This is a genomic window from Hydrogenophaga crocea (assembly GCF_011388215.1).
Taxonomy (GTDB): domain Bacteria; phylum Pseudomonadota; class Gammaproteobacteria; order Burkholderiales; family Burkholderiaceae_C; genus Hydrogenophaga; species Hydrogenophaga crocea.
The window spans coordinates 387,979-404,310 of the sequence record NZ_CP049989.1; the positions used below are offsets into that span (position 1 = coordinate 387,979).

A 16,332-nucleotide genomic window follows, 5' to 3' on the forward strand; every position below is an offset into this window, starting at 1 on the left:
ATTGCGATTCGGTCCGGTTGCGCCAGGCGCGGTGGCGCGGGTCGACCGGCATTGTCCTTGAACTGACATCGCACGGGTGATGAATCCATTGCCGGCTGTTGAATCGACACCATGAAAAGTCCCATACGCTTGCTGCGCGTCAGCTACCTCGGCGGCCCCAACATCTGGACCTACCGCCCGGTCCTGGAGAGCTGGCTCGACATCGGCGAGCTCGAAGATTTCCCCTCGAACCTGCTGCCCGGCCTGACCGAGCGCCTCATGGCCTGGCTGCCCGGTCTCATCGAGCACCACTGCGGTGTGGGTGAGCGCGGCGGCTTCCTGCTGCGCCTGCGCGAAGGCACCTGGGCCGGCCACATCCTCGAGCACGTGGTGATCGAGCTGCAGAACATGGCCGGCATGCAGACCGGCTTCGGCCAGACCCGCAGCACGCCGGTGCGCGGCGTCTACAAGATGGTGTTCCGCGCCCGCGACGAGCAGGTGGCGCGCCGCGCCCTGGCCATGGGCCACGAACTGCTCATGGCCGCCATCAACGACCAGCCCTTCGACGTGAAGGCCGCGGTCGAGGAACTGCGCGAACTGGTCGACGACCTCTGCCTGGGCCCGAGCACCGCGGCCATCGTCGACGCCGCCACCGGCCGCCGCATCCCGCACATCCGCCTCAACGACGGCAACCTGGTGCAGCTGGGCTATGGCGAGCGCCAGCGCCGCATCTGGACCGCCGAGACCGACCGCACCAGCGCCATCGCCGAAAGCATCGCGAGCGACAAGGACCTGTCCAAGGACCTGCTCGCCGCCTGCGGCGTGCCCGTGCCCGAAGGCCAGGTGGTCGACAGCGCGCAGGCCGCCTGGGAAGCCGCGCAGGACCTGGGCCTGCCGGTGGTGGTCAAGCCCACCGACGCCAACCACGGCCGCGGCGTCTCGCTTGAGCTCACGCGCAAGGAAGACATCGAGGCCGCCTACGCCGTGGCCGACGCCGAAGGCAGCGGCGTGATGGTCGAACGCTTCATCCGCGGCTTCGAGCACCGCCTGCTGATCGTGGGCGGCAAGCTCGTGGCCGCCACGCGCGGTGACGAGGCCTGGGTGACCGGCGACGGCAAGAGCAACGTGCTCGACCTGATCGCGAGCCAGATCAACAGCGACCCGCGCCGCGGTCTCAACGAAGACTTCCCGCTCAACGCCATCCGCCTCGAGGAATACCCGGCCGTGGCGGTGGAGCTGCAGCGCCAGGGCAAGACGCCCGAGAGCGTGCCCGCCGTGGGCGAGCGCGTGCTGATCATGCGCAACGGCAACCACGCGATCGACTGCACCGACGACGTGCACCCCGAGGTCGCGCACGCGGCCGCGCTGGCCGCGAAGGTGATCGGTCTGGACATCGCGGGCGTGGACCTCGTGGCGCAAGACATCTCGCGCCCGCTGGCCGAGCAGGGGGGCGCCATCGTCGAGGTCAACGCCGGCCCCGGCCTGCTCATGCACCTCAAGCCCGCGGTGGGCAGCCCGCGCCCCGTGGGCAAGGCCATCGTCGACCACCTGTTCGCGGCCGACGATTCGGGCCGCATCCCCGTGGTGGGCGTGGCCGGCAGCCGCGGCACCACCGGCATCGCGCGCCTGGTGGCCTGGCTCGCGCACCTGGGCGGCCCGCAGGTGGGCCTGGCCTGCCGCGCCGGTCTGTTCGTGGGCCGCCGGCCGCTGCAGCAGGGCGATTTCTCGCAGGCCAAGGCCGCGCGCCGCCTGCTGATGAACCGCGGCGTGCAGGCCGCGGTGTTCGAAAACGGCCCGCTCACCATCGTGTCCGAAGGCCTGGCCTACGACCGCTGCCAGGTGGGCGTGGTGACCGACGCGCACGGCAGCGCCGCGCTCGAGGCCTTCCACATCCGCGAGGCCGATCAGATCTTCAAGGTGCTGCGCACCCAGGTCGACGTGGTGCTGTCCGACGGCGTCGCCGTGCTCAACGCGGCCGACACCGTGGTGGCCGAAATGGCCCCGCTGTGCGACGGCGACGTGATCTTCTACGCCGAAGACCCCGAGTTGCCCGTGATGAGCGAGCACCTGTCGCAGTGCCGCCGCGCGGTGTTCGTGCGCAACGGCCACATCGTGCTCGGCGACGGCCAGCGCGAGCAGGTCGTGGTCGCGCTCGACGGCGTGTCGCTGGCCGCGGCCGGCATTCCTTCCGAAGAGCAGACGCACGTGCTGCTCGCCTCGTTCGCCACCGCGTGGGCGCTGGGCATTTCGCCCGAGCTCATGGCGGCCGGCCTGCAGACCTTTGCGCGCGAAGTGCCGCTGGTCTTTCCGCCGCGTGTGCCCCTGCCGGGTGTCGACGACACGGCTTCTTCCCTTCCTGTTGCCATCAAGAGCGCCTGACATGGAACTCACCCGCACCCGGGCCCTGCGCGGCCCCAATCTCTGGTCCCGCCACACCGCGATCGAAACCGTGGTGCGCTGCGAGGACAACGAACGTGCCATCTCGGGTCTCGCCGGCTTCGAGCCGCGGCTGCGCGACCAGTTTCCGCACCTCGGCGCGCTGCGCAGCACCGGCGGTCCGCTGTCGCTGGCCCACGTGCTCGAGGCCGTCACGCTGACGCTGCAGGCGCAGGCCGGCTGCCCCGTCACCTTCAGCCGCACCGCGGCCACGGTGGAGCGCGGCGTGTACCAGGTGGTGGTGCAGTACAGCGAAGAGGCCGTGGGCCGCCGCGCGCTCGCGCTCGCGAGCGAGCTGATCCAGGCCGTGCTCGAACGCCGCGCCTTCGACGTCACCGCCGCGCTCGCCGAACTGCGCGAACTCGACGAAGACGAGCGCCTGGGCCCGAGCACCGGCTCCATCGTCAACGCCGCCGTGGCGCGCGGCATCCCGTTTCGCCGCCTCACCACGGGCAGCCTGGTGCAGTTCGGCTGGGGCAGCAAGGCGCGCCGCATCCAGGCCGCCGAGGTCGACCGCACCAGCGCGGTGGCCGAGTCCATCGCGCAGGACAAGGAACTCACCAAGCGGCTGCTGCAGGCCGCGGGTGTGCCCGTGCCCATGGGCCGTCCCGTGACCGACGTGGACGACGCCTGGGCCGCCGCGATCGAAGTCGGCCTGCCCGTGGTGCTCAAGCCGCGCGACGGCAACCAGGGCAAGGGCGTCACGGTGAACGTGACCACGCGCAAGCAGCTCGAGGCCGCGTACCACACGGCCGCCGCCATCGGCGACGTGCTGGTCGAGCGCTTCCTGCCGGGCCGCGACTACCGCCTGCTGGTGGTGGGCAACCGCCTCATTGCGGCCTCGCGCCGCGACCCGCCGCAGGTCATCGGCGATGGCCAGCACACCGTGCAGCAGCTGGTCGACATCGTCAACGCCGACCCGCGCCGCGGCGAGGGCCATGCCACCTCGCTCACCAAGATCCGCTTCGACGACATCGCGCGCGCCACGCTCACCGCCCAGGGCCTGCAGCCCGACAGCGTGCCCGACAAGGGCCGCCGCGTGGTGTTGCGCAGCAACGCCAACCTGAGCACCGGTGGCACCGCCACCGACGTGACCGACGACGTGCACCCCGACGTGGCCGCGCGCGCGATCGCGGCGGCGCAGATGATCGGCCTCGACATCTGCGGCGTGGACGTGGTGTGCGAGACCCTGCTGCGCCCGCTCGAAGACCAGGCCGGTGGCGTGGTCGAGGTGAACGCGGCACCGGGCCTGCGCATGCACCTCTCGCCCTCGTTCGGCCATGCGCGCGACGTCGGCAAGGCCGTGATCGACGACATGTTCCCCAACGGCGGCGACGGCCGCATTCCCGTGGTGGCGGTCACCGGCACCAATGGCAAGACCACCACGGTGCGCCTCATCGCCCACCTGATCGCGGCCAGCGGCCTGCGCGTGGGCATGACCAACACCGACGGCGTGTACGTGAACGGCCGCCAGACCGACAGCGGCGACTGCAGCGGCCCGCGCAGCGCGCGCAACGTGCTCATGCACCCCGAGGTCGACGCGGCCGTGTTCGAGACCGCGCGCGGCGGCGTGCTGCGCGAGGGCCTGGGCTTCGACCGCTGCCAGGTGGCCGTGGTCACCAACGTGGGCGCGGGCGACCACCTGGGCCTGAACTACATCACCACGGTCGAAGACCTCGCGGTGCTCAAGCGCGTGATCGTGCAGAACGTGGCCGAGAACGGCTTCGCCGTGCTCAACGCGGCCGACCCGATCGTGGCCGAGATGATCCACAACTGCCCGGGCCAGGTGATCTACTTCGCCCAGGACCGCGCACAGCCCGTGATGGCCACGCACCGCGCCCAGGGCCGCCGCGTGGTCTATGTGGACCAGGGCGACGTGGTGGTGGAGCAGGGCGAGATGGCCGAGCGCTTCGCGCTCAGCGCCATTCCCATCACGCGCAACGGCCAGATCGGCTTCCAGGTCGAGAACGTGATGGCCGCGATCGGCGCGGCCTGGGGTGCGGGCCTGTCGTGGGACGCGATCCGCCGCGGCCTGGCCACCTTCCACAACGACGCGCACAACGCGCCGGGCCGCTTCAACGTGATGGACTACCGCGGCGCCACCGTGATCGCCGACTACGGCCACAACCCCGACGCGATGCGCGCGCTGGTGCAGGCCGTGGAGGCGCTGCCGGCGCAGCGCCGTTCCGTGGTGATCAGCGGCGCGGGTGACCGCCGCGACCAGGACATCCGCGAGCAGACGCAGATCCTGGGCGCGGCCTTCGACGAGGTCATCCTGTACCAGGACGCCTGCCAGCGCGGCCGCGCCGACGGCGAGGTGATCGCGCTGCTGCGCGACGGCCTCAAGGGCGCGAAGCGGGCGCGCGACGTGCTGGAGATCCAGGGCGAGTTCAAGGCCATCGACACCGCGCTGGAGCGCCTGCAGCCGGGCGACCTGTGCCTGGTGCTGGTCGACCAGGTGGAGGCCGCGCTGGCCCACCTGCAGATGCGCACGCAGTCACCGGAAGTGGCGGTGGCGTGAGTTCGGGGCCCTCTTCGGAGGGCCTTTCTGTTTTGACGGGGAGTGCGGTTTTCAGCGCCGCCGCTCGAGCGTCCCCACCTTCGCCAGCCCCGTGGACAGCGCCGTGCCGCACAGGATCACTGCACCGCACACCACCATCCATGCGCTCACCTGCTCGCCCAGGAACAGCGCGCCGTAGAGCAGCGCGAACACCGGGATCAGGAAGGTCACGGTCAGGGCCTTGGCCGGCCCGGCGCGCTCGATGATGCGGAAGTAGAGGATGTAGGCGATCGAGGTGCACAGCACCGCCAGCGCCACGATGGCCCCCCACGCGCCCGCACTCGGCGCGGTGGCCGGCCACCACCACGCGGCCGGCCCGGCCAGCGCCAGCGAGGCGCCGATCTGGCTGCCCGTGGCCGAGGCCAGCGGCTGCACACCCGTGAGGTAGCGCTTGGTGAAACTCGCCGCGATGCCGTAGCACGTGGTGGCCAGCAGGCACGCGCCCATGGCCGCGAGCGAGAGCGCATGGCCGCCCGCCGTGGCCATGCCGCGCGCGTCCACGCCCGACTTGCCCAGCACCAGCAAGGTGACGCCCACGAAGCCGATCGCCAGGCCCAGCACGCGCGAGCCGCCCGGCCGGTCTTTCAGCCACAGCCAGGCCACCAGCGCGCCCGTGAGCGGCACGGTGGCGTTGAGGATGGCCGACACGCCCGTGGGGATGTGCAGCACCGCGAACGAGAACAGCAGAAAGGGCAGGCCCGAATTGAGCACGCCCACGAGCAGGATGGGCCGCCAGCGCGCGCGGAAATCGGCCCACACCGCGGCACGCAGGAACACCGGCAGCAGGCACAGCGCGGCGATGCCCACGCGCAGGCCCGCCGTGGCCACCGGCCCGAACTCGGCCGCGCCCAGGCGCATGAACAGGAAGGACGCGCCCCAGAGCGCGCCCAGCACAGCGAATTCGAGCAGCAGCAAAGGGGTCATGCGAACAGGGCGATGGCTTGGGCCCCGGCTTCGCGCTGCAGCAGCGCCTGCTTGCGGGGCAGCCCGCCAGCATAGCCGGTGAGCGCGCCGCCCGCGCCCAGCACGCGGTGGCAGGGCACCACGATGCTCAGCGGATTGCGCCCCACGGCCGCGCCCACGGCGCGCACCGCGGCCGGCGCGTTCAGGCGCTGCGCGAGCGCGCCGTAGCTCAGCGTGCGGCCCGCAGGGATGTCGAGCAGCGCGCGCCACACCGCGCGCTGGAACGGCGTGCCGAAGGACAGGTCGAGCGGCAGCTCGAAGCTGTCGCGCCGTGCAGCGAAGTAGTCGCACAGCTGGGCCGCGGCCTCGCGCAGCACGGGGTGCTGCGCATCGGGCCGCCACTGCGCCACCAGCGCGGGGTCGGGCGCGTGGCGCTGGTCGTGGAACCACACGCCGACCAGGGCGTGCCCGGTGGCGGCCAGGCGCAAGGGCCCCAGCGGCGTGGCCAGGTCGGTGCGGTGCAGGGTGGTGGGCAGTTTCATGTCGGGGTGTCCGGTGCCGATGGGGGAACGGCTGCGTAAAGGCCGGCCCAGGCGCGCAGCACGGCGTAGCTGCGCCAGGGTTTCCAGGCCTGGGCCAGGGTGTCGCAGGCGCGTTCGCGCTCGCGCGGCGTGCCGCTCAGGCCCAGCGTGTGGTGCAGGGCCACGTCGGCCGCGGGCCAGGCGTCGGGCCAGCGCAGCGCGCGCATGGCGATGTACTGCGCGGTCCAGGGGCCGATGCCGGGCAGCGCGGTCAGCGCCTGCGTGCTGGCCGTCACGTTGGCGTGCGGGCCGAGGTCGAGCGTGCCGTGGGCGACCGCGCGCGCCAGCGCCTGGATGGCCGCCTGCCGCTGGCGCACGATGCCCAGCGCGCCCAGCGCATCGGGCGTGGCCTCGGCCAGGGCCTGCGGTGTGGGGAACAGGCGGTTGAGCGCCGCATCGGGCGTGGCGATGGGCTCGCCGAATGCCGCCACCAGCCGGCCCGCGAGCGTGCGCGCCGCGGCCACCGTGACCTGCTGGCCCAGCACCGCGCGCACCGCGAGCTCGAAGCCGTCGATGGCGCCCGGCACGCGCAGGCCGCTGCCGCCGGGAAAGTGGCGACCCAGCACGCCGTCGATGGCGTGCGGGTCGGCGTCGAGATCGCACAGCGCGCGCACGCGCCACAGCAGCGTGGGCAGCGCGGGCAGCAGGCCGTCGCTGGCGTGCAGCCACACGCGGTGGCGCTCCGGCTCGAAGCGCAGGCCGAACCAGCCGCTGTGCGCGCCCGTGGCGGTGTGCAGGCGCAGCGTGCGCCAGTAGCGCCGGCCCGCGGGGTCGATCGCGTCCACGCCGGGCAGCAGGCGCGCGCCCAGGAAGGCCAGCAGCGCGTCCACATCGAGCGGTGGCCGCCAGCCCAGGGCCACGGCGCGGCTGCCCGCATCGGGCGTGCCGCTGCGGCGCATGGCCGTGGGGCTCAGGCCGTAACGCTCCTGCAGCGCGGCGTTGAAGCGGCGCAGGCTCGAGAAACCGCTGGCCTGGGCCACGGCCGTGATGGGCAGGGCGGTGTCGGTGAGCAACTGTTTGGCCGCGAGCAGGCGGCGCGTGTGCAGCACCTGCAGTGGCGACACGCCCAGCCGGGCCTCGAACACGCGGCGCAGGTGGCGGTCGCTCACGCCCAGGCGTTCGGCCAGGCGCTGCATGGCCGGGCCGTCCTCGCCGGCCCATTGCGCGGGGTCGTCGAGCAGGCGGCTCGCGTGCTGCACCAGCAGCTCGGCCGCGTCCTGCGTGCTCCAGGTGCGCGACTGCGGCGCGAGCTCGGGCCGGCAGCGCAGGCAGGGCCGAAAGCCCGCGCGCTCGGCCTGGGCCGCGAACTCGAAGAAGCGGCAGTTGCCGCGCCGCGGTGTGCGCACCGAACACACCGGCCGGCAGTAGATGCCGGTGGACGTGACGCCCGTGAAAAAGCGGCCGTCGAAGCGCGCGTCGCGCGTGCACAGCGCGAGGTAGCGGGCGTCGTCGTCGAGGGCTTGGGGGGCGTCCATGGGGCCATGGTAGGCCAGACGGCAGGGGCCGACTCGCCGTTTCCGGACATGATCCTGTGACGGATGCGCCGTGGCGGCTTCCTACAATGCCGGCTTTGACCACCAGCCCCCGGGAGCCCCTGCATGCAAGTGTCCGCCTCCATCTTCAAGGCCTACGACGTCCGCGGTGTCGTGCCGAGCACGCTCGACGAGCGCGTGGCCGAGGCCCTGGGTCTGGCGTTCGGCACGGTCGCGCAGCGCCAGGGCGAGCGCACCGTGGCCGTGGGCCGCGACGGCCGCCTGAGCGGGCCGGCGCTGTCGGCGGCGCTGATCCGCGGTCTGGTGGCGGCCGGCATCGACGTGATCGACGTCGGCGTGGTGACCACGCCCATGCTGTACTTCGCGGCCGCCACGCTGTGCCACAGCGGCATCCAGGTCACGGGCAGCCACAACCCCAAGGACTACAACGGCTTCAAGATGGTGCTGGGCGGCCGCGCCATCTACGGTGAGGACATCCAGGCGCTGCGCCGCCTCATCGAGACCGACGGCGGCGTGCGCGCCGAGGGCGGCCGGGTGCGCAATGTGAACGTGGAAGCGCCGTACCGCGCGCGCATCGTGGGCGACGTGAAGCTCGCGCGGCCCATGAAGATCGTGGTCGACAGCGGCAACGGCGTGGCCGGCGCCTCGGCCCCCGCGCTGTTGCGCGCGCTGGGCTGCGAGGTCATCGAACTGTTCAGCGAGGTCGATGGCAACTTCCCCAACCACCATCCCGACCCGAGCAAGCCCGAGAACCTGCGCGACGTGATCCGCACCCTGGCCGAGACCGACGCCGAACTCGGCCTGGCCTTCGACGGCGACGGCGACCGGCTGGGCATCGTCACCAAGGACGGCAACAACATCTTCCCCGACCGCCAGATGGTGCTGTTCGCGCAGGACGTGCTCTCGCGCGTGCCGGGCGGCAACATCATTTACGACGTGAAGTGCTCGCAGCGCCTGGGCCCCGCGATCGAGGCCGCGGGCGGCGTGCCGCACATCTACAAGACCGGCCACTCGCTGATCAAGGCGCGCATGAAGGAGCTCGACAGCCCGCTCGGCGGCGAGATGAGCGGCCACATCTTCTTCAAGGAGCGCTGGTTCGGCTTCGACGACGGCACCTACGCGGGGGCGCGCCTGCTCGAGATCCTGAGCCGCCACCCCGACGCCAGCGCCGTGCTCAACGCCCTGCCCACCAGCCACAGCACGCCCGAGCTCAACGTGGCCTGCGCCGAGGGCGAGCCGCACGCGGTGGTGCAAAAGCTCGTGGCGCTCGCGCGCTTCGACGCGCCGGCCAAGGTGTCCACCATCGACGGCGTGCGCGTGGACTGGCCCGATGGCTTCGGCCTGATCCGCGCCTCCAACACCACGCCGGTGCTGGTGCTGCGCTTCGAAGGCCACACGCCCGAGGCGCTGCACCGCATCGAGGCCGCCATGCTGGCCCTGCTCAAGCAGGCCAAGCCCGACGCGGTGATTGGCGCGAGCGCGCATTGAACACCGTGGCCCTCGACGATCCGCTGCAGCGGGTGACCGTGGTGCTGGTCACCTACCACAGCGCGCACTGCCTGGACGCGCTGCACGGCCTGCTCGCGCACTGCCCGCACATCGTGGTGTCCGACAACGGCAGCAGCGACGGCACGCCCGCGCAGGTGCGCGCGCGCTGGCCACAGGCCGTGGTGCTCGAGCACGGCCGCAACCTGGGCTTCGGCACCGCGAACAACCGCGCCATCGCGCAGGCCAAGACGCCCTTCGCCTTCCTGCTCAACCCCGACTGCGAGGTCACGCCCGACGGCCTGCGCGAGCTCGTGCGCGCGGCCGATGCCTGGCCCGAGGCGGCCATCGTGGCGCCGCAGCTCGAAGGCGCGCCGGGCCGCCCCGACGTGAACTACCGCTGGCCCAGCACGCTCTGGGGCTCGCGCGGCCCGGGCGCCGAGGCGCCCGCCTGCGTGGGCTTCGTGGTGGGCGCGGCCATGCTGTTCCGGCTCGAGCGCTTCGAGGGCGTGGGCTTCTTCGACGAAGACTTTTTCCTCTACTACGAAGACGACGACCTCTGCCTGCGCCTGTTCCAGGCGCACCGGCCCATCGTGGTCTGGCCCGCGGTGGCCGCGGTGCACCGCGCGCGCGGTTCGGTCAAGGGCAAGACGCCCTGGAAGAGCGAGTACCTGCGCGGCTACCACCACGCGCAATCGAAGCTGATCTACACCACCAAGCACCGCTCGCCCGCGCAGGCGCGGCGCCAGCGCTGGCGCGTGCTGCTGGGCACCACGGTGGCATTGCCGTTCCGCGCCATCGCGTGGTCGCCGCGGCTGCTCGCGCGCATGGCGGGGCGCTGGATGGGGCTGGTGCGCTGGCGCGCCTCAGACTAGGTTCCAGAGCCGCAGCGCCAGCTTGCGCCAAGGCCGCCAGCGCGGGCTCTGCTGGCGGTGCGCGGCGATCACGTCGGCCAGGCGGCCCTCGAAGCGGATGTCGGCCGGCGCCCACAGCGCGGGCCGCGCCTCGAACCAGGCCTCGACCACAGGGTTGTCGAAGCCGCCGCCGGACAGGTCAACGCGTCCCCAGCGCCGCGCGCGCCGGTAGATGTCCTTGCCCGCGTACAGCCGCGCGAGGTTGCGCTGGCGGTCGCGAAAGCGCGGCTTGTTTAGGTTCTGGTGCGAGAAGCGCTCGAGCTTTTTCTCGACCATCTCCATGCCACCCAGGTAACTGAAGTGCCAGCCGGCGTCGGGCACGATCACCTCGCGCAGCGTCGGCCGCAGGGTCTTGCTGTTGCGAAGGTCTTCGGGCGTGTGGCGCAGCGCGGTCTCGCCACACACGGCCAGTGCCTTTCGCCAGAACGGCTCGGACACCTGCAGGTAGTCGCAGTAGAAATACAGCAGCAGTTGCTCGAACACGTGCACCGTGCCGGGCGCTACTGGGGTCAGCCGTTCGGGCTGCAGCACCTCGTCCACGTCGGCAATCACCACCAGGTCGTCGGGCGCCGCGTCGGCGTAACCGCGCTGTAGGGCGTTGCGCTGCAGCCGCTCCCGGTCCCAGGCGGTCTCGCAGCCCGCGAAGTCGTCGGCGTCGAGAGGGATGTAGCGGATCTTGTCGCGCGCCCAGGCGTGGCGATCGGCGTCGAAGCTCAGCGGTTTGGCCAAACCGGAGAAGGTGACCGAGGCCTCGACGATCACGAACACGTCGACGCGGTCCCAGTGGGTGCGCAGGCGCAGGTCCAGGCACTCCTCGCCGTCGTAGGTGAAACAGTCGTAGATCTTCATGCGCGGATCGGGTGGGGAACGGTGGGACGGGCTTCAAGCGCGCAGGCTGCCAAGCCGCATCTCGAGCTTGAGCCCCCAGTAGGCCAGGGTGTCGCGCCACCCGGTGGACAGCTGCGGCCGGCGGCGGTCGGGGTTGCGCAGCGCGGGCTGGATCAGGTGCTGGTCGAACAGCGCCATCACGCGCTGTGGGTTGTAGAGCGGGGTGTAGCGGTCCCAGTGGCCGGCGCGCACCGCCGCGCGGTCGAACGTGGCGATGCGCCGCAGCAGCTCGTCGGCGCTCGCGTAGAGCCAGCCCGCGTCGCCCAGCACGGCGATGTGGTGGCGGTGCTTGCTGCGCGCGTAGGTGAGCACGGGCTTGTTGCGCACCGAGAACTCGCCACACGCCAGCCCGAACGATTCGCCCTGCAGCCGCGCGTGCAGCATGGCGTCGCAGGTGTTGATGAAGCGCGTCTTGCGTTGCAGGTCGCCGGTGCCTGGCAGGAACACCGCGCGCGGGTGGTCCACGAAGCGCGCGATGTTGAGGAACACGAACCAGGTGCCGGGCTGCTCCTGCAGCGCGCGGCGCACGGCCTCGATCGCACAGGGCACGTCGAAGCTCTGCGCGCCGCCGTGGCAGCCCAGCACCGTGGCCTCGGCGGGAATGCCGAGTTCGGCACGCAGGTCACCGTCTTCGGCGGGCAGGGCGACGATGTGCGGCACCGCGGGGATGTGGCCGCGCGAGCAGCGCTCGCTGAGCCAGTCGGAAATGAAGGCATAGGACGCGCCGTGCGCGTGCCGCGGCGCGCTCGGGAAGACCGCGTGCACCATGGTCGGCACCGCGAGCGAGAGCAGGCCGTCGGGCCGGCCGGCCTTGATCGCGTACAGCACGTCGGCGCCGCAGCGCTGCAGCAGGCCGTCGAGCGCGTCGCGGTCCGGGTAGGCGATCAGCTCGAAGCGGCGCGCGAACTTGGCGATCGCCTGCGGGTCGTTGTGTGCGGCGCTCGCCGGGTACAGCACCACGCTGCGGTGGCCGAGCTGTGCCTCGGCGCCTTCGGCGTAGTCGTACAGCGCCACCTCGGTGCCGCGCAGCGAGAGCTGGTTCGAGTGGAAGGCGATGGTGAGGCGCTTCACGGGCCGGGCTCCGGTGCGCGCAGGTCGATGCTCGTGCGGCGCGCGTAAAGGCCGGCCATGACCAGCGCGCTCATGAGGATCAGGCAGTGGTTCTCGGTGGAGAGCCAGAACGAGCTGTGGCTCACGCAGGCGGCGCACAGCGTGGCCACGAAGGCCAGGGCCAGGGCGCGCCGCCGCGGCTCGTGCCGCCAGGCCTCGCGCACGATCACCGCGATGAAGGCCAGGAACAGCAGCAGGCCGATCGCGCCTTGCTCGTAGAGGAAGAACAGGAACTGGTTGTGCGGGTGCGGGCAGACCACCTCGCAGTAGCCGGGCGCGGTGAAGTGCTGCTTCGCGCCCACGGGGTACGAGGCCGTGCCGTGGCCGAGCAGCGGTGCGTGCGGCACGGCCTGCAGCACGAAGCGGGCCATAGCCACTCGCGCCCCGATCGAAGTGACCGCGCCCTGTCCCGCGGTACTCGCTTCTTCGAGCGCGACCTCACCACGCTGCTGCAGCAACGGCGACGACACCGCGGCCGCGAACAGCCCGCCGAGCACCACCAGGGTGACCAGCGCGGTGCGGCGAGAACGCCCCAAGGCCCAGGTAAGGCCGAACACCGCGGTGGACGCGGCCCAGGCGAGGTAGCCGGTGCGGCCCAGCGACAGAATCAGCACGCTGGCCGAAGCCAGGGCCCACAGCAGCCACAGGGCGGCGGCCCGGCGGCTGTCGCGCTGCTCCAGCGCGAGGAAGGCGCAGCCCACCGCGAACACGCTCATCATCAGCCCCTGCGAGATGTAGTCCTTGAATACCGTGTGATCCTGGCCGAAACCCTGGTTGTGCGTGCGCGTCCACGAGAAGTCGAACCACACGTTGAGCCAGGTCACGGCCAGCGTGAACAACAGCGCGACCGCAAAGGCCTGCCAGCAGCGCCGGCGCACGCGCGCGTCCTGCAGCAGCGCGATGAAGACCGGGATCATCGCGAACTTGAGGTACTTCTGCACGAAGCCTGTCACGCCCTCGCGGTCGGCGGGCGACCAGGCCACGGCGATCACGATCCAGGCGAACAGCGCGAGCGCGGGCCCCACCAGCGGATTGCGAAAGGCCTCCCGCAGCGCCGCGCGCGAGGCGGCGCCCCCGAGCGACAGCGCCCACAGCAGCAGCGTGAGCAGCAGCGCCACGTTGGCCAGCGCGACCGACATCGGGAACGCGAAGAAAACCAGCACGAGGCCGGCCTGAGCGCCTTTGAAGGCGCCGGTGTTCAGCGTGTGGGCCAGGCTCATGGGCGCTCGCTCGCGGGGGCTGGTTCGTAGGCCGCCAGCAGCAAGGCCCAGTCGTCCTCGTGCCAGTGGAAGGGGGTTTGCCGCTGCGCCTCCTTGCGCAGCGAGCGCTGCAGCCGCGCGAGGTTGGCGGCCTTCCAGCCGCTGCCGGCGCGCACGGCGCATTTGTCGAAGTCGACCACCCAGGCGGTGTCCTGCGCACCGAGCAGCAGGTTGTGGGCGTTGAGGTCGGCGTGAAAGACCTGGCGCTCGTGCAGGCGGCGGATGGCGCGCCCCAGCGCGGCCCATTGCGCGGGCGAGGGCCGCGCCTCGCGCAGGCATTGCACCAGGTTGCGCGTGTCCGGCAGCCAGGCCACGGCGATGTCGGCGCTGTAGACCAGGCCGTGCGGGCGGTACAGCGCGGCCACGGGCGCGGGCACGGGCAGGTCCCAGCTGCGCATCAGGCGCAACAGCGCGAACTCGCGCAGCGCGCGGCCCCTGGCCAGGGGCTCGCGCAGGAAGCGGTCGTCGCTCAGGCGCGCCACCAGGCCGCCGCGGCGGTAGTGGCGCAACACGTAGGGGCCCGCGGCCGCGGGCACCAGCGCGGCCTGGCCGCGGCCGCTGCCGGTGGCCAGGCGCTCGGCGGCGGGCGCGGGCAGGAAGTCGGCGGGTGCGAGCGCGGCGGTGCGCGCCGGGTCGAACCACACGGTGCGGCCGTCGGCATCGGTGCGGTGTTCGATGGGCACCAGCCGCTGCGGCTGCACCGGCCCGGTGGCGGCGTGCAGCGCCTGCAGGCAGCGCTGGGTGGCGCCGCGGTGGTCGGCCATGAGCGCGAGCGCGGCCTGGCCGCGGCGGGCCCAGGTCTCGGGGAACGAGAGCGCCTGCACCACCGCGGCTTCGAGCGCGGCCGCGTCGGCCACGCGCAGCGCCGCGCCGCGCTGCGCGGCTTCGTCGAACAGCGCGGGCGCGTTGTGGGTGTGCGGGCCGAACAGCACGGGCTGGCCGAGCGAGAGCGGCTCGAGCGGGTTGTGGCCGCCCACGGGCGCGAGCGTGCCGCCCACGAAGCACAGCGCCGCGTGGCGGTACCAGAACATGAGCTCGCCCATGGTGTCGGCGAGCAGCACGTGCTGGCCGGGCTGCAGTGCCTCGCCACGGCTGCGGCGCGCGTGCGGCCAGCTCGCGCGCGCCAGCGCTTGCGACACGGCATCGAAGCGCTGCGGGTGGCGCGGCACCAGCACCAGCACCGCGTCGGGGTGGCGCGCGTGGATGGCGGGCCAGGCGGCGAGCCAGGCGGTCTCGTCGCCCTCGTGCGTGCTGCCGGCCACCACCAGGCGGCGGCCTTGCAGGTCGGGGGGCAGCGGGCGTTCGTCACCGCCGGCCGCGAGGTCGAACTTGAGGTTGCCTGCCACGGCCACGCGCTCGGCCGCCACACCGAGCGCGGCGAAGCGGGTGGCCGTGGCCTCGTCGGCGGCGGCCACGCGCAGGCCGGACCAGGCGTGCGCCATCAGCGCCTGCCAGCGCTGGTATCGCGCGGCCGAGGCTTCGGTGAGGCGGGCATTCACGAGCACGACGGGCAGGGCGCGTTCGGCGCAGGCGAACAGCCACTGCGGCCAGAGTTCGCGCTCGATCAGCACCAGCGCCTGCGGCCGCAGCCGGTCGAGAAAGCGGCACACCGCGCCGGGCGTGTCCAGCGGCGCGTAGCGGTGGGTGATGCGATCGCCCCAGGCGGCGCGCAATGCGGCCGCGCCGGTGGGCGTCTGGGTGCTGACGACGAGGCTGTGCGCAGGCCAGTCGCGCAGCAGGGCTTCGATGAGCGGGCGCGCGGCCTGGACCTCGCCGACCGAGGCCGCGTGCAGCCACAGGCCGCCCATGGGCGTGGGGTCGACGGGGATGAAGCCCAGGCGCTCGCGCAGGCGCTCGCGGTAGGCCGGTTCGCGCCGGCCGCGCCACCACAACCAGCCCAGCAGCGGCAGCGTGAGCGCGCGCATCAGGCCGCGGTAGGCCCGCAACGGCGCGGTGGCGCGCGGGCTCGTGTTCAACGCCAGTGTTCGGCCACCCACGCCGTGGGCAGCACGCGCCGGTACCACTTGCCGCTCACGCCGGCGATGGCGTCGGGCGGGTTGGGCTTGCCATGGAAGGCGATGATGCGTGCGCCCGGCGGGATCTCGGGCGCCTTGAACCAGCCCATGAGGCCGCGGTGCATGCAGTGGCGCTTGAAGCTCACGCACCAGCCTTCGGGCCAGTAGCTCACCTTGCCCTGGCGGCCCAGGAAGCCGGTGATGTATTCCTGCTCGTTGCGCACGTCGGCGATCGACTGCGGGTAGCCCTGCTTGAGGTGATCGAGCGCGTCGGTGTGGGCGCCGATGGTGTAGAGGTAGCACGAGGTGTTGCCCGTGCCGTCCTGCTTGTCCCATTCCTTGATGACCACGAACTCGCCCGGCTGGTCGAAGAAGGGGTCGAGGCTGTCGACGATGACGATGTCGAGGTCGAGGAAGAGGGTGGGGCCGGTGAGGTCGTAGAGCGGGTCGGCAAAGCTCGTGAGCTTGAGCCAGCCGTGGCCGAAGGTCCAGGGCTTTCGCTGGTCGAATTCGTCGAAGCCCACGGCGGGGATCGGCTTGACCTCGATGGCCGGGTCGATGCCGGTGCCGTCGTCGGTGAGGCAGACGAAGCGGAAGGGCCGGTGCAGGTGCCGCGACACCATGCTGTGGAGCTTGTTGACGTATTCGGGGCCGTACTTGCGGCCCCATTTGATGCACAGCACGTTGACGGCTTGCACGTCATCTCCTG

General features: G+C 72.2%; 12 protein-coding genes. 4 read left to right on the plus strand and 8 right to left on the minus strand.

All coding sequences use genetic code 11. The features are described 5' to 3' along the window. The first annotated feature begins 111 nt into the window (after window positions 1-111). Together G9Q37_RS01820 and cphA are read left to right on the plus strand one after the other, a co-directional pair. Window positions 112-2,358 (plus strand): cyanophycin synthetase, encoded by a 2,247-nt coding sequence (locus tag G9Q37_RS01820; protein ID WP_166223694.1) that lies wholly within the window; start codon window positions 112-114, stop codon window positions 2,356-2,358. A gap of 1 nt (window position 2,359) precedes the next feature. Further along, the gene (cphA, locus tag G9Q37_RS01825) at window positions 2,360-4,936 is read left to right on the plus strand and encodes a cyanophycin synthetase (protein ID WP_166223697.1); all 2,577 of its coding nucleotides are present in this window, start codon (window positions 2,360-2,362) and stop codon (window positions 4,934-4,936) included. Between the two features lie 51 nt (window positions 4,937-4,987). On the opposite strand, the gene G9Q37_RS01830 is transcribed toward cphA, so the two are convergent. Genes G9Q37_RS01830 through G9Q37_RS01840 form a run of 3 tightly spaced genes read right to left on the minus strand, consistent with a single transcriptional unit; the run spans window position 4,988 to window position 7,934 of the window. Further along, a complete protein-coding gene (locus tag G9Q37_RS01830) occupies window positions 4,988-5,899 on the minus strand; it encodes a DMT family transporter (protein WP_166223700.1) in 912 nt (303 codons plus the stop codon). Further along, window positions 5,896-6,420 carry a methylated-DNA--[protein]-cysteine S-methyltransferase gene (locus G9Q37_RS01835; RefSeq protein WP_166223703.1) on the minus strand — a complete coding sequence of 175 codons (525 nt, stop codon included), beginning with the start codon at window positions 6,418-6,420 and terminating at the stop codon, window positions 5,896-5,898. Before G9Q37_RS01835 ends, G9Q37_RS01830 begins: the two co-directional genes overlap by 4 nt. Then, window positions 6,417-7,934 (minus strand): DNA-3-methyladenine glycosylase 2 family protein, encoded by a 1,518-nt coding sequence (locus G9Q37_RS01840; RefSeq protein ID WP_166223706.1) that lies wholly within the window; start codon window positions 7,932-7,934, stop codon window positions 6,417-6,419. Before G9Q37_RS01840 ends, G9Q37_RS01835 begins: the two co-directional genes overlap by 4 nt. A 123-nt stretch (window positions 7,935-8,057) precedes the next feature. On the opposite strand from G9Q37_RS01840, the gene G9Q37_RS01845 reads away from it, so the two are divergent. After that, window positions 8,058-9,440: a phosphomannomutase/phosphoglucomutase gene (locus tag G9Q37_RS01845; RefSeq protein WP_166223709.1), complete on the plus strand. Its 1,383-nt coding sequence runs from the start codon at window positions 8,058-8,060 to the stop codon at window positions 9,438-9,440. 5 nt (window positions 9,441-9,445) lie between these two features. Further along, a complete protein-coding gene (locus tag G9Q37_RS01850; protein WP_240936608.1) occupies window positions 9,446-10,312 on the plus strand; it encodes a glycosyltransferase family 2 protein in 867 nt (288 codons plus the stop codon). On the opposite strand, the gene G9Q37_RS01855 is transcribed toward G9Q37_RS01850, so the two are convergent. The 5 genes from G9Q37_RS01855 to G9Q37_RS01875 are packed head-to-tail and all read right to left on the minus strand — an operon-like array spanning window position 10,304 to window position 16,321. After that, window positions 10,304-11,200 carry a glycosyltransferase family 17 protein gene (locus tag G9Q37_RS01855; protein ID WP_166223714.1) on the minus strand — a complete coding sequence of 299 codons (897 nt, stop codon included), beginning with the start codon at window positions 11,198-11,200 and terminating at the stop codon, window positions 10,304-10,306. The genes G9Q37_RS01850 and G9Q37_RS01855 overlap by 9 nt on opposite strands. 33 nt (window positions 11,201-11,233) lie before the next feature. Next, a complete protein-coding gene (locus G9Q37_RS01860) occupies window positions 11,234-12,310 on the minus strand; it encodes a glycosyltransferase family protein (RefSeq protein WP_166223717.1) in 1,077 nt (358 codons plus the stop codon). Continuing rightward, a complete protein-coding gene (locus tag G9Q37_RS01865; RefSeq protein ID WP_166223720.1) occupies window positions 12,307-13,569 on the minus strand; it encodes an O-antigen ligase family protein in 1,263 nt (420 codons plus the stop codon). Before G9Q37_RS01865 ends, G9Q37_RS01860 begins: the two co-directional genes overlap by 4 nt. After that, window positions 13,566-15,584 carry a 3-deoxy-D-manno-octulosonic acid kinase gene (locus tag G9Q37_RS01870; RefSeq protein ID WP_166223766.1) on the minus strand — a complete coding sequence of 673 codons (2,019 nt, stop codon included), beginning with the start codon at window positions 15,582-15,584 and terminating at the stop codon, window positions 13,566-13,568. The genes G9Q37_RS01865 and G9Q37_RS01870 overlap by 4 nt, the downstream gene beginning before the upstream one ends. Beyond that, complete coding sequence (locus G9Q37_RS01875) at window positions 15,581-16,321, minus strand: glycosyltransferase (protein ID WP_205710707.1); 741 nt, start codon at window positions 16,319-16,321, stop codon at window positions 15,581-15,583. The genes G9Q37_RS01870 and G9Q37_RS01875 overlap by 4 nt, the downstream gene beginning before the upstream one ends. Between the last annotated feature and the right edge of the window lie 11 nt (window positions 16,322-16,332).

Excerpts from the sequence above, each read along its gene's own strand:
- G9Q37_RS01830 (WP_166223700.1), bottom strand. The coding sequence starts at position 5,899 with ATGACCCCTTTGCTGCTGCTCGAATTCGCTGTGCTGGGCGCGCTCTGG.
- G9Q37_RS01845 (WP_166223709.1), top strand. The coding sequence starts at position 8,058 with ATGCAAGTGTCCGCCTCCATCTTCAAGGCCTACGACGTCCGCGGTGTC.
- G9Q37_RS01865 (WP_166223720.1), bottom strand. The coding sequence starts at position 13,569 with ATGAGCCTGGCCCACACGCTGAACACCGGCGCCTTCAAAGGCGCTCAG.
- cphA (WP_166223697.1), top strand. The coding sequence starts at position 2,360 with ATGGAACTCACCCGCACCCGGGCCCTGCGCGGCCCCAATCTCTGGTCC.
- G9Q37_RS01820 (WP_166223694.1), top strand. The coding sequence starts at position 112 with ATGAAAAGTCCCATACGCTTGCTGCGCGTCAGCTACCTCGGCGGCCCC.
- G9Q37_RS01840 (WP_166223706.1), bottom strand. The coding sequence starts at position 7,934 with ATGGACGCCCCCCAAGCCCTCGACGACGACGCCCGCTACCTCGCGCTG.
- G9Q37_RS01855 (WP_166223714.1), bottom strand. The coding sequence starts at position 11,200 with ATGAAGATCTACGACTGTTTCACCTACGACGGCGAGGAGTGCCTGGAC.
- G9Q37_RS01835 (WP_166223703.1), bottom strand. The coding sequence starts at position 6,420 with ATGAAACTGCCCACCACCCTGCACCGCACCGACCTGGCCACGCCGCTG.